Genomic DNA, 12,924 nt, shown 5'->3' with positions numbered 1-12,924 from the left:
TTATAGTTGTACAAAATACAGTTAAAAGCTTCTGCACATCGCTCTCCTTGGCTCTTAATCCCCAACAACCCCAATATCCCTCCACCCGATCATGATCTCTTCAGCAATCTCATTCCCAATCTTCACTTCTTTTGTCGCAACAGATTGCCCACCCACTTTGTGGTAGAAATGAATCGCGGGATTTCCTGTTACCACCCAAGTCATGAACGAGCTATAATTTTTCTCCAATAAATTCTGTGCTACGCTTCTTATGAGTTGCCTTCCAAGACCCCTTCCTTGCTGTTCCTTAAGCAAATAGAGTGCATATAGCTCCGCATCATAGAGATCAGAGAGATCTGACCCTCTTCGCGCTCCTCCATTTGCAAAACCAATAATCGTCCCAGCCCCATCTTCAGCCACATACATAACCTCGTCTTTATTGGGGTTTTCAAAATTCCGAATCCAGAGCTTTCTTCTTGCTTCCACGGTGATTTTATCGAGAAACTCGTCCGAAATTAGCCCTCTGTACGTGGTTTTCCAACTCGCAGCGTGGACAACAGCGATCCCGTCTATATCACTAGCTGTTGCTTCTCTAATCTTCAATTTATTTCCCCCTCAGATTTCCGATAAAAGCTTCAGCTAGTCCAAGATTGACAGTACTTGCTTATGAATAGTAACTATTTAAGGATTCTCTAAAGACATTAATGGGCTCTTTATAATCAATAGGTTTATATATAATAGTGTTCAACCACTTATTCCTCTCAAGCAAGCTGCTGAAATCACTTTGAGCTACCGAATTGTATAGTGTTATTTCATTCATTGTTCCAAGTACACTTTTATTATTTGTACGGGATATAGTGATTTCTCCGGCCTCTAATAAATACTGATTTATGAGCTGCTTCTTAAAACCCTCCTGCAATAAATACTCCTTAAGTTCTATTTTGAACTTTTCAACCAATTTATCAGCTTGACCGCTTCTTATTCCATCCAATAATATACATAACCGGCTTGCATCATGTACAAATAAAATATGTTTTTTTCTGAGCTGCATAATATTCACATGCCAACTAAAAAAGGAGGAGATGTCTTCTACTTCTACTGGAGCTACTTTCATATCTTTTAATAATTTCTGAGTATATCTTAGTACTAACATCGCTGACACGCTCCTTTGTCTTCACCCTGCCTATTAGTCTCAATAGTCCTTCTACCTCAATTTACCCTTGCAGTGCCTTTCGCACGCTTAATATATATTTCGCCTGATCAAGTGGGTTCACGCCCCGGCGGGTGCGCTCAGCAGATACGTCTGGTGGACATTCTTCATAGCCGGCAAAAAAAGAAGTAAACGTGCTGCGCCCCTTCGTGTAGGAGCTTAAGCTGACAGGATAATCGAGTGACGTTGCCAGCGGCAGACGTCCTTCGATAATCATCCGTTCGCCTTGCAGCACGGGAGGCTCGAACGTGCCGCGCATCTGCACGAGGTCGTTCATCACCCGGCCGCCATTCTCCTCAGGAACCACGATGCGAACCTGCAGAATCGGCTCCAGAAGCTTAGTGCCTACCCGAGCGAGTCCGTCCATAATTCCCATCGGAGTCGCCACAGCAAAATCCAGCGGATGGGTATGCCATACATGATGCTGTCCCTCGGTCAAGGTCACTTTAAGGTCGGTAACCTCCCAGCCGTGCAAGCCCTGTTGTAGGGCTTCCGGTACACGGCGTGCGGTTTCGCTCTGGTATTGCGGCAGCAGATCGGAACTCCGCACTATCGAATCATAGACTAAACCACTGCCCGGAGGTCCAGGCTCAATCTGAAAGCGTAGAATCGCCCAGCACGGTTTCGGCATCGTATAGGCGATAAAACCTTCCCCTGCACGGGCTGGCGTTTCTTTATAAATGACAGAAGGCTGACCGAAAGTAACCTTCAGCGCATATCGCTCCTCCAGAACACTGTTCAGAATCTCCAGCTGAATCGGTCCCATTACTTTGATATGTAGCTCCCGCTCATCCTGCAGCCACTGCGCATCCAAAAGCGGATCTTCATCCGCCAGCTCCTGCAGCGCCCCGATAACCTTATGGTCATCCATATCTGGTTCCCAGAATACACGCACCGTTAGCAGAGGTACAGCCAGCTTCGCCTCCTCCGGAATGGCCCCCGGATGGCCGAGCACATCTCCGATGCGCACCCCGGAAAGACCATAGATAACAGCAATATCTCCCGCTTCAAGCGCTCCGACATCCTCGGTCCGACCACCTTCGACCTTGCGGATCTGGGTCACTTTTCCCTGAATATCCTGCGTATAATTCATCAGCGTATCGCGGTTACGGATCGTCCCTTCATACAGGCGGACAAACGCCATCCGTCCCATACTTTTATCACGTTGAATATTGTATACGATGCCTGACACCGGACCCTCCACATTCCCACCAGCGCGCGGAAAATACTCAACCATCGCATCCAGCAAGGCAGTAATCCCAAGCCCCTTGGCGGCGACGCCATAAACCATCGGAAAAAAGCGACCTGATGAGGCGGCTGTTTTCATATATTTTTTCCATTCAGCCAAATCAATCGGACTACCTGACATATACTTCTCCAACAGCTCTTCGTCCCGTTCAGCTAAAGCCTCTAATAATTCTGTTCGCTTGTTAGCATCAGCTTCATTCTCCCATAAATCTCTTGCTCCTATGTACTCCTTCTCTTTGCCGATGGGTTGCTGAACTGGAATAATATCACTAGACAAATAATTTCGCGCCTCTGCCAGCACAGCTTCAGGGTCAGCACCTACACGATCCATTTTGTTCACAAAAATAAGTGTGGGGATTCCCAGCTTGCGCAGCGCGTTCCAGATCATCTCGCTTTGGGCCTGCACACCCTCCACGGCTGAAAGAACAAGCACCGCACAATCCATCACCCGCAAAGACCGCTCAACTTCGGACAGAAAATCGACGTGCCCCGGGGTATCGACCAGATTAATCTGCACACCTTTCCAAGCAAAAGAAGCCAATGCCGCCCGTACGGATATCCCCCGCTGCCGCTCCACATCCATAGAATCCGTCAATGCCGTCCCCGTATCTACGCTGCCAAGCGCTCGAATGCGACCGCTTTCATACAAAATATGCTCCGTTGTTGTTGTCTTCCCGGCGTCCACATGGGCAAATATCCCCACATTAATCCGTTCTGCTCCCTGCTGCTGAATCATCTATAGTTCCCCTATCATGAGCTAGATTTATCTAAATTTATCTGAATTTATATTATTTACATCCTTATGTTCCATAGTAATATATCCATCCACGTTGTTCCACCCTCCAGTTCAAATGGTTAGATTCAGCTATGCCGGGTATGTAATTACTAAATAAGAAATCTAACGCCGAGGAGGAAATTCATCATGACAGATAAACGTTTACAGGATAAAGTTGCAGTCGTTACAGGTGCTGGTTCCGGTATTGGAAAAGCTACAGCGATACGGTTTGCCCAACAGGGAGCTAAGGTATATATGCTTGACCGCACTCCCGAGGATTCCTATAAAACTAAACGTGAGATTGAATCTATTGGCGGTACAGCAACAGTAATTGAATGCGATGTCTCCAATCCAGGTCTGGTCGAAGAAAGTATTCGTAAGGTTAGGGAGGCGGCCGAGAAGATTGATATTGTTTTTGCCAATGCTGGCATTAATGGTACTTGGTCTCCCATCGAAACACTAGAAATCGAAGATTGGGACCAGACACTGAATACCAACCTACGCAGCACCTTTGCCACAGTAAAATATGCCATCCCCCATATGAAAGAAAATGGCGGCAGCATCATTATCACCAGCTCCATTAACGGCAACCGAGTATTCTCGAACATTGGCGCTTCCGCTTACTCATCTTCCAAGGCAGGACAAGTTGCTTTTATGAAAATGGCTGCACTAGAGCTGGCGCAATACGGCATCCGTGTAAATGCCATCTGTCCTGGATCAATCGATACACAAATTGGAGATAATACGTATAAAAGCGATGATCTTCAAGAAGTGAAGATTCCTGTGGAATTTCCGGAAGGTAATCATCCGCTGGAAAATGCACCGGGTAAGCCTGAGCAGGTTGCCAATCTGGTATTATTTCTCGCATCGGATGAATCTTTTCATGTGACGGGAACTGAAATTTATGTAGATGGTGCCGAATCGCTACTGCGTGGATAATATTTTACTTGAACCGTTATAATATTTTAAATTCTATGCAACATTTTGGTCTAATCTACCATCTAAGAGTATGGAGGTGACGCAAATGAAAAAACCATTATTCATAAATAACGCTAAAAAAATGACTATAGCCTGCGGCATTTTGGCAGCGAGTGTGTCTTTTGGGGCATCCGCTTTTGCTTTTTCAGATTTGAAAGGTGATCCTGCGGAAGCAAAAATCAACTCTTTGCATAAAGAGGGGATTATAAACGGAGTAGACAAAGATAAGTTTGCTCCTAAATCTAAAGTAAGCTTTGCGCAAGGGATACAATTCATCGTTGGGGGTCTGAATCTGACTCCGCAACCAGCGGCAGGTAGTAGTTCTTCCAAAGCCAGTGATTATTTTGATAAAGTGAACGACAAGGCCTGGTATGCTTCGGCTTTCCTGACTGCCAAGCAAAATGGCCTTTCACTCGACCGGACAGTGGATCCTAATGGAACTATCACCCGTGCTCAGTTCGCGCACTTATTGACGCAAGCGTTGCAAAGTAAAGGTAACTTCCCTGTTACGCTGATGTATGTAGACATTAAGGATGGCGATAAACTCTCTACAGAGGTTATAAATAGTCTCCAGATCCTGCTGAATACACATATTGCCACACTCGATAAGAACGGTAGTTTCCGGCCGAATGATGCTATTACCCGCTCTGAAGCAGCCGCTCTGATCTATGATGCAGCCGCTTTTGCTAAACGTGTAATTGTATCTAATGGCAGTCCCACTACTCCAACCTACGAAACAGAGGTTACGTTGACCAAAGCGGGTGAAGGCGTAAATAAAGCCACCCTTACCGTTAATAATCTACCTAACCCCGGGTATGGGCTGGTGATTGAGCGAATCGAATTTGGTAAAGACAATACAGCTGTGATTTACTTTAACGTGACTGCTCCTGAACCAGGGAAAATGTACGCGCAGGTGATCACAAAAGCATCTGTTGCCACTTATCTGCCAGATGGATACAAAGCTATCGCTCAACCTGTAACTGGCTCCGCCTCTTATTCGTCTAGCGCGGCACAATAATATAAATTGAACTTGAGGGTTTTAGAGTTAAGGGTCAGTCGCAGCCGCGGTGAATATTTGGACTTCCAGCTACCGTTTATGACGGCTGAGATACGGAGACGCTTATGCTTACGAAGATGGCTTTCCTATGGAAAGCTATAGGAGGGCATTATCGCTCTTACAGTTCTAAAGTTCCCCTTCGCCTATCTTCCCTTTCCTCAGGTATCTAAGTTCATTTTTATAAGCAAATAAGGGATGCCTCAAAAGCCATCATATGGCTGCTGAAGCATCCCTTATTTGTTGTTTGTTGTTCCTTCCCCTTTATCCCAACTCCAAACTCCGAATGATAAGGTAACGGATGCAGCCGCTATCGGACTACATATTTGCTATTGTCTTAAAAAGTATCCAATATGGGCCTATTTCTAACGAATAGCTGCACTGGACCCGAACTGTGCTCCAATCGCAATAAATTTACAAATAACGTCGCTGTGTCCGCAAACTAACTCAGGCTCAGGAATGCTGATTACTTGGCAGTAATGATTATCAAACTACGAGCGATTAGATCATTTTTGTGTGCATAAAGCTACTTGACGGGGATGAACATCAAACTTCGCGAGATTAGATCATATTTGCACGGACGCAGCTGCTATCGGACCCAGATGACCTTATTCGCAGAAAAATGCCAATTTCACGATACTATCGGACTCCACCGTCGCTATTGGCACAAAAAGCACCATAGATATGCCTTTTTCTAATGAATAGCTGCACTGGAGTCCGAAACTATGCCCTAATCGCTAAAAACACGCGAATAGCGTCATCTGGGTCCGTAATACTCAGCGTATATCAATGGATATGAAAATCCGCTGAAGCAGGTAGCCAAAAACAAAATACAAGTCAGCGATGCTCCAATGTTTGCGGTATGCGAACGTAGCAGATGGGTGTGTAGCAGTTAGGTATGCAGTAACTAGGTGTTCAGTAACTAGGTGTGCAGCAGTTAGGTGTGCAGCAACTAGGTGTGCAACAGATGGATTTGCAGCGGATGGGGTTGCAGTAGCTATCGGACCCAGATGACCTTATTCGCAGTATAATCGCACATTTGGACTACTAAAGGACTCCATCGTCGCTATTGGCACAATAAGCACCATAAATGTGCCTTTTTGTAATGAATAGCTGCACTGGAGTCCGAAACTGTGCTCCAATCGCTAAAAACACGCGAATAGCGTCATTTGGGTCCGTAAGGATCAGCGTATACCAACGGACGTGAATAATAAGTTGAAGCAGGCAAACAGCGTCCATAATAGCGCCATCTGAGTCCGTAAGCTAAGGCGTCCATAATAGCATCATCTGGGTCCGTAAGCTAAGGCGGCCATAATAGCGTCATCTGAGTCCGTAAGCTAAGGCGGCCATAATAGCGTCATCTGAGTCCGTAAGCTAAGGCGTCCATTGATCATGAATAATGCCGACTAATGCATGGTCTTCTCCGATCTTTTCGAAGACTAGGCGCAGGCTGCGCCAATCCATACCCTCGACAGAAGGATCGATACCAGCAATATGATATTCAACGAAATCATACTGCTCCTTAGGATACACTTCGTTTAAGTTATTGATCGTCGTCCCTTGCCCAAGCCCCTTGTTCACAGCAATTTCGGCCTTCTGAATGAAGTCCGCATCATAAACAAACCGCTTGTAGTAATCTGCGAATGTCAGCTCGATTAAATCACCGGAGCCAGCAAATGTTCGCCAGACTCTTTTGGTAGAGTCATTCATTAATCCTTCTACTTCCTCCCGGGTGAATACAAGATCATTTTTTGTATCCACGTATGCATATGGAGAGAAACGTAGCCCTTTATCCCGATGTACCCATGCCGCTAATTGCTTCATATCCTTGTTTTTAATTGACCTTATAACCGTCGTCGCTGCTTCCTCAACTAATGGCGGCAATCCCTCTAGATCCTGCGGCTGCCCCGTACTTGATGTCTCAGTCTCCTGTGGTGATTCCGTAGTAGCCGCTGACTGTGCAGTTGATGTCTGCTCTGGCGTCTGCTTTTCCGTCTGCTCTGGTGCCTGCTCGGGTATCGGCTTTTGCGTCTGCACTGGTGTCTGCTCTTGTGTCTGCTCTGGCGTCTGCTTCGGCTCCGTCCCTGCTTCTGGCGTTCCGCTACATGCTGTAAGCCATAACATTGCTGCTATCAGCGCCAGCCCACCGATTTTTTTTGCGAAGTACATAAGATCCCTCCTTAGCTTCGATCCTTCACTCTTTAGACTGATTTGAACAAATGAAGGTTGCAAGCTTATACTAAAACTATCAATCATACAACTCTTATGAGAGGGCGGGGTTATCATTCATTTAACAGAAAAACTTAAAAGCCTTCCCCTAACTCCCGGCGTTTATCTCATGAAGGATAATCTCGGTCATATTATATATGTTGGCAAGGCAAAACAGTTAAAACGGAGAGTCCAATCTTATTTTCAAAACTCAAAATCTCATTCCCCAAAGGTTAAGCAGCTTGTAAGAAATATTAAAGATCTGGAAATCATCCTTACGGATACCGAATTCGAAGCCTTTATGCTGGAATGCAAATTAATTAAAGAGATCAAACCCATGTACAATAAAAAAATGAAAAATCCGCAGGCTTATACCTATATCGTAATAGGAGCGAATGAAAAAATACGTTCGTTAGAGATTACGTATGATCCTGCGGTCAAAGAAGGCACTCAGGTTTTGGGTCCCTATACAAGCAGAAGCACGGTTGAACGGGCAGTACAAGGCATTAAAGAAAGCTCAAAAATCCTTTGCAGCAACCCTAGCTTTAAAAATTCCCTATGCCTAAACCATTCGCTTGGCCTATGCATAGGGATGTGTGCAGGCGGAGATGCCGCTGTTCAATATAATAAAATTATTGATCGGGTCATTGGCTTACTAAACGGCTCAGATTCCAGCATCCTCGAGGAAATGGAGCAGCGGATGGCAGTGGCCGCGGAGCACTATGACTTCGAAACCGCCGCCAAATACAGGGATTATATTGGAGCTGTCAGCTTCCTGATTCACAAAGAGAAGGTCATCGAATTCGCTCAAGAGAATCAGAATATTGCAGTTCTTGAGGTCATGAATGAACAGACGCTTAAACTCATTCTGCTCAAGGGCAACCGTATCCTGTCCCATACCAAGCTACAATATGATCAACCGGATATCACCCACCTGCAAGCGGCAATAAAGTCAGCGATTATGACCACTTTTCACAGTGAACCCAATCAGACCCCGGCAGCGATCGGCCGCCATGAAATTGACGAAGCACAAATAATATACAGCTATTTAAAAAGCAGCTCCTGCAGCTATATCATCATTCAAGAGGATTGGCTTGCAGCTGAGCAACGTTCCAATATGGAGGCTTCGGTAAATGAGCTGTTGCAGATTTTTTTAAATGCGCTTCCCTCTCATTCCTATAATTAAAAGGTACGGGTTGTAACTGCGGTAAATGTTTGGACTTCCGGCTGATTATAGTAAACGGCGGCCTGCCTTTGCAGGCTGCATTTTTCGGTTTTGCTTCTTCAACAATCTTTTATAGCGTTTTTGAGTGTAAAGCACCTCACCCGCCTCCATTACCGTTTCCTTCGCCTCATTAACAACCAGCTTAGTTTCCTCCACACATTCCTTCATACGATTGATCTCCGATTTGAATCCCTCAGATCTGTCCTTCGCCTGCTCCAACGTGATCTGAATGTTTCCCTTCATCTCATCTATAGGTTCTTTCAACCCCTCTACTGATTGCTTAACTCCGTCAAGGGATTGCTTCAGGCCATTCACACTATTTTTTAATTCTTTCAATGGATTTCCCACATCTATCTCCTCCTAGTAATAAGCCATTAGTTCAACTGTTACTCTAAACTTACCCAAAGAGTGCACGTCCTTCACTCCTATAATGACAAAAAGGGTTCCAGCTGAAAATAATCAACAAGAAGCCAGTCCCCAATAATGGAGACTGGCTTCTTGTTGTCGTTCTTTGAGGATCACTTCGATCTGTCTACTTTACGCTTCCCGCCTCAACACGCGGCGGACGCATCGTCAAGCTGACCCGGCCCTTCTTCAGGTCAACCCCCATCACCCAGACGGTGACATTGTCTCCTACGGAGACAACGTCCATCGGGTGCTTCACAAAGCTGCCGCTGAGCTGGGAAATATGCACCAGCCCATCGTTTTTGATGCCGATATCGACAAATGCGCCGAAATCGATAACGTTGCGGACGGTTCCCTGCATTTCCATGCCAGGAACCAGGTCCTCGATCTTCAGCACATCGGTGCGGAAGATCGGCAACGGCAGCTCCTCGCGCGGATCGCGGCCCGGACGCTGCAAGCTCTCCAGGATGTCGCGCAGCGTAGGCACGCCGACATCCAGCTTCACAGCCAGCTCCTCGGCATTTTGCACCTCAAGCTGTGAGGCCACTTCTTTGCTGCCAAGCTTATTCACATCGAGGCTTAGCTCACGGAACAAACGATCCACCACCGGATAGGACTCGGGGTGAATAGGCGTGCGGTCCAAGGTGTTGTCTCCACCCGGAATCCGGAGAAAGCCGATACATTGCTCATAGGACTTGGCACCTAGACGAGGTACCTTTTGCAGCTGCTTCCGAGTCGTGAACTTGCCGTTCTCTTCCCGGAATTTAACGATATTCTTAGCAATTGTTCCATTAACCCCTGCTACATAAGAGAGCAAGGCAGGAGATGCCGTGTTCACATCCACGCCAACATGGTTTACCGCTGATTCCACGACGGCTTTAAGACTCTCCTCCAGATGCTTTTGGGAGACGTCATGCTGGTACTGTCCCACACCAATAGCTTTCGGATCGATTTTCACCAGCTCCGCCAGCGGGTCTTGCACACGACGGGCGATAGAAGCCGCGCTGCGCTCCGCTACATCCAGATCCGGGAATTCCTCCTGCGCCAGCTTGGAAGCCGAATAGACACTCGCTCCCGCTTCATTAACGATCAGGTACGCCAGCTCTGGATTGCCAATCTCGGCAATCACTTCTGCTGTAAACTGCTCCGTTTCACGCGAGCCTGTACCATTGCCGATTACGATGAGCTGAATGCCGTACTTAGCAATCAACTCTTTGAACTTAGCAGCAGCTTCGAGCTTCTTGTTGTTCGGCGGCGTCGGATAGGTCACAGCTACCTCTAGCAGCTTACCTGTATCGTCTACAACAGCCAGCTTACAGCCAGTACGGTATGCAGGGTCAACACCCAGCACACAACGTCCCTTTACTGGCGGTTGCAGCAGCAGGCTACGTAGATTGCCAGAGAAGATCGAAATCGCCTGGTTCTCCCCACGTTCGGTCATCTCTCCACGAACTTCACGTTCTACAGAAGGAGCAATCAAACGTTTGTAGGCATCCTCAGTCACTGCTTCCAGCAGTTCCTTCACCGGGGATGGCCCTTTAATAATTTTCCGTGCAATATAGGCATGAATTTTATCAGTCACGACCTCAATGCCTACCTTCAATATATTTTCACGCTCACCACGGTTAATTGCTAAGATGCGGTGAGGTGGCATTTTGTGTACAGGTTCACGGTAACTATAGTAATTTTCGTATACAGATTCTTGTTCTGCATCCTTTGCTTCAGACACAAGAATACCTTGACTTGCTGTATACTGGCGAACCCAAGAGCGGATCGCAGGATCATCTGCTATGTTCTCGGCAATGATGTCCAGTGCGCCTTGCAGCGCTTGTTCTGCGCTCTCTACTCCCTTTTCCACATCAATATATTTCGATGCTTCAGTCTGTGGATCCCCTTGTCTTTGCTGCTCCAAGATCCAGTTAGCAAGCGGCTCAAGTCCTTTTTCCTTCGCAACACTAGCCCGCGTCTTACGCTTTTGCTTGAAGGGACGATACAAGTCCTCTACTTCCTGAAGCTTGACCGCATTGATAATTTGCTCATGAAGCTCTTTGGTCAGCTTACCCTGCTCTTCAATATTGCGTATAACGTCTTTTTTACGTTCGCCTAGATTGCGAAGATAACCCAGCCGTTCTTCAATATCACGAAGCGCATTCTCGTCCAGCTCACCCGTCATTTCCTTCCGATATCTGGCGATGAACGGAATGGTATTTCCCTCATCCAGCAGTCCTACCGTAGTGCGTACCTGTTTCAGACTAATGTTCAATTCCTTGGCAATCGCTACGGTTATCAATTCCTGCTCCCGCTGTACGTTTGCCTCATCCGTAATGACTTCCGTATTGCTGTTATCTACCGCCATTAGTATCCCTCTTCCCGTACACAATCTGCTTATACATATCTTGATCTCATAATTAAAATAGTATCACAGATTCGGCTCTGCACAAAAGACCAGCCCGAATAGCGCGCTTTGTACTGAACCGCTGTGCGATAAAGCGAGGCATGGTAGAGTGGTCAGAGCCCGGATTCGGCGATTACGCCCGCTGTCCCATTCCCCGTTTTCCGGAACTCAGTGACAATACAAAACACAAAGCCAGAACGAGCGCGGCTGCCCCATATGGGAAGTTAATACTAAGATCAAACAAATACCCTGCGACGATAGGCCCAGCAATATTTCCGAGACTTGTATAAGCTGAGTTCATTCCCGCTACGAAACCTTGCTGCGATTCTCCGGCCATCTTGGAAAGCTGTGTGCCTACTGCTGGACGCAGAATATCCATTGCAAAGAACACAATAAAGGTAACCGTAATAATCGCCCAAAAGCCGCTTACAAACAAGGTCAGCAGAATAAACAATGATGAGACTATAAGACAAGTGGAGATCACCTTGTTCTCCCCGAATTTATTCAAGATCCAGCCAAACGCGGACACCTGCACCACCGCACCTGCAATAGAACCAAAGGTAATTACAAAAGCGATATCCTTAGGCGTAAAGCCAAATTTATGGTCCACGAACAATCCGAACACCGTTTCATAATTAGCCAGCCCAAAAGCCATGACAAATACAATAATTAAGCCGAAAAAATACGGTTCGCGATAAGAACGCATCAGCTGCGTCAAGAAGCTTTCCTGATTATTTTTTGATAACGTCGCTTCCTTACGTTTCTCTTCAGACAGAGACTCAGGCAAGATTAAAACTGTAATTAGAGCTGCAACTCCAGCTGCACCAGCCGCACAGAAAAAGGGTACCCGCATTCCAAGCTCAGCAAGATAACCGCCAATCCCAGGACCAATAATAAAGCCGGTGGTAATGGCTGCATTAATTAGCCCCATTCCTTTAGCTCTCTCTTCAAAAGAAGTCGTGTCCGCTACATAAGCCATAACTGCCGGCATAATTAGAGCAGCTCCTGCACCACCAAGCAATCTCGAAACGAACAAGAGCCAGGGTACATTGGCCAGACCAAAAATCAGCTCCGATATCGCAAACACGATCAAACCTGCTACAATCACCTTTTTTCTACCGATTCTGTCGGATAATCTGCCGGCAAATGGCGATATTAATAATTGGGCAAGCGAGAAGGAGGCGACCAAGAGCCCGACAGTACTTCCGCTGATCCCAAGCTCATTCATGTAGGTTGGCATTATTGGGACTACTAGCCCAATTCCAGTAAAAGCCAGAAAAATATTAAGCATAACAAGCAGCATAGCGCCTCTGTTTCTAAGTAACAATGACATTGTATTAACCCTCCGTGTGTTTAAAGCCAAATCTTCGAATATTATGCATGTTAAGACCGACCATCCGGTCTAAATAATAGTAAAAAAATAACCCTTCCTATTCCGGTGCCTTTG

10 protein-coding genes are annotated in these 12,924 nt (G+C 46.4%); 3 read left to right on the top strand and 7 right to left on the bottom strand.

Annotated elements, in window-relative coordinates; all coding sequences use genetic code 11:
• Positions 1–54: 54 nt before the first annotated feature.
• The 3 genes from NSQ55_RS05705 to NSQ55_RS05695 form a co-directional block, all read right to left on the bottom strand.
• Positions 55–582, bottom strand: coding sequence for a GNAT family N-acetyltransferase (locus NSQ55_RS05705; protein WP_339171871.1), 528 nt, complete (start codon positions 580–582; stop codon positions 55–57).
• Between the two features lie 61 nt (positions 583–643).
• Positions 644–1,132 carry a hypothetical protein gene (locus NSQ55_RS05700; RefSeq protein ID WP_076282041.1) on the bottom strand — a complete coding sequence of 163 codons (489 nt, stop codon included), beginning with the start codon at positions 1,130–1,132 and terminating at the stop codon, positions 644–646.
• Positions 1,133–1,193: 61 nt separating this feature from the next.
• Positions 1,194–3,173: a TetM/TetW/TetO/TetS family tetracycline resistance ribosomal protection protein gene (locus NSQ55_RS05695; RefSeq protein WP_076282042.1), complete on the bottom strand. Its 1,980-nt coding sequence runs from the start codon at positions 3,171–3,173 to the stop codon at positions 1,194–1,196.
• A 186-nt stretch (positions 3,174–3,359) separates the two neighbouring features.
• Here NSQ55_RS05695 and NSQ55_RS05690 point away from each other — a divergent pair, with 186 nt between their 5' ends.
• Together NSQ55_RS05690 and NSQ55_RS05685 are read left to right on the top strand one after the other, a co-directional pair.
• The gene (locus NSQ55_RS05690) at positions 3,360–4,151 is read left to right on the top strand and encodes an SDR family NAD(P)-dependent oxidoreductase (protein ID WP_248547877.1); all 792 of its coding nucleotides are present in this window, start codon (positions 3,360–3,362) and stop codon (positions 4,149–4,151) included.
• 85 nt (positions 4,152–4,236) lie between these two features.
• On the top strand, positions 4,237–5,208 hold the full coding sequence (locus NSQ55_RS05685) for an S-layer homology domain-containing protein (RefSeq protein ID WP_076187528.1): 972 nt from the start codon (positions 4,237–4,239) through the stop codon (positions 5,206–5,208).
• Positions 5,209–6,618: 1,410 nt separating this feature from the next.
• Here NSQ55_RS05685 and NSQ55_RS05680 read toward each other — a convergent pair.
• Positions 6,619–7,413: a hypothetical protein gene (locus tag NSQ55_RS05680; RefSeq protein ID WP_339171862.1), complete on the bottom strand. Its 795-nt coding sequence runs from the start codon at positions 7,411–7,413 to the stop codon at positions 6,619–6,621.
• A gap of 169 nt (positions 7,414–7,582) precedes the next feature.
• Between NSQ55_RS05680 and NSQ55_RS05675 the strand changes: the two genes are divergently transcribed.
• On the top strand, positions 7,583–8,638 hold the full coding sequence (locus tag NSQ55_RS05675) for a GIY-YIG nuclease family protein (protein ID WP_339171859.1): 1,056 nt from the start codon (positions 7,583–7,585) through the stop codon (positions 8,636–8,638).
• Positions 8,639–8,683: 45 nt separating this feature from the next.
• On the opposite strand, the gene NSQ55_RS05670 is transcribed toward NSQ55_RS05675, so the two are convergent.
• From NSQ55_RS05670 to NSQ55_RS05660, 3 genes are all read right to left on the bottom strand, one after another.
• Positions 8,684–9,025, bottom strand: coding sequence for a hypothetical protein (locus tag NSQ55_RS05670; protein ID WP_076186722.1), 342 nt, complete (start codon positions 9,023–9,025; stop codon positions 8,684–8,686).
• Positions 9,026–9,209: 184 nt separating this feature from the next.
• A complete protein-coding gene (locus tag NSQ55_RS05665; protein ID WP_339171856.1) occupies positions 9,210–11,438 on the bottom strand; it encodes a Tex family protein in 2,229 nt (742 codons plus the stop codon).
• A 172-nt stretch (positions 11,439–11,610) separates the two neighbouring features.
• Positions 11,611–12,810 carry an MFS transporter gene (locus NSQ55_RS05660; RefSeq protein ID WP_076100052.1) on the bottom strand — a complete coding sequence of 400 codons (1,200 nt, stop codon included), beginning with the start codon at positions 12,808–12,810 and terminating at the stop codon, positions 11,611–11,613.
• Positions 12,811–12,924 lie beyond the last annotated feature (114 nt).

The organism is Paenibacillus sp. FSL H7-0943 (genome assembly GCF_037963265.1).
In the GTDB taxonomy this organism is placed as follows: Bacteria; Bacillota; Bacilli; order Paenibacillales; family Paenibacillaceae; genus Paenibacillus_AQ; species Paenibacillus_AQ odorifer.
Note: the sequence above shows the minus strand (reverse complement) of the source record. Positions and strands in the feature narration are given on the sequence as shown.

Excerpts from the sequence above, each read along its gene's own strand:
- NSQ55_RS05700 (WP_076282041.1), bottom strand. The coding sequence starts at position 1,132 with ATGTTAGTACTAAGATATACTCAGAAATTATTAAAAGATATGAAAGTA.
- NSQ55_RS05695 (WP_076282042.1), bottom strand. The coding sequence starts at position 3,173 with ATGATTCAGCAGCAGGGAGCAGAACGGATTAATGTGGGGATATTTGCC.
- NSQ55_RS05690 (WP_248547877.1), top strand. The coding sequence starts at position 3,360 with ATGACAGATAAACGTTTACAGGATAAAGTTGCAGTCGTTACAGGTGCT.
- NSQ55_RS05685 (WP_076187528.1), top strand. The coding sequence starts at position 4,237 with ATGAAAAAACCATTATTCATAAATAACGCTAAAAAAATGACTATAGCC.
- NSQ55_RS05680 (WP_339171862.1), bottom strand. The coding sequence starts at position 7,413 with ATGTACTTCGCAAAAAAAATCGGTGGGCTGGCGCTGATAGCAGCAATG.
- NSQ55_RS05675 (WP_339171859.1), top strand. The coding sequence starts at position 7,583 with ATGAAGGATAATCTCGGTCATATTATATATGTTGGCAAGGCAAAACAG.
- NSQ55_RS05665 (WP_339171856.1), bottom strand. The coding sequence starts at position 11,438 with ATGGCGGTAGATAACAGCAATACGGAAGTCATTACGGATGAGGCAAAC.
- NSQ55_RS05660 (WP_076100052.1), bottom strand. The coding sequence starts at position 12,810 with ATGTCATTGTTACTTAGAAACAGAGGCGCTATGCTGCTTGTTATGCTT.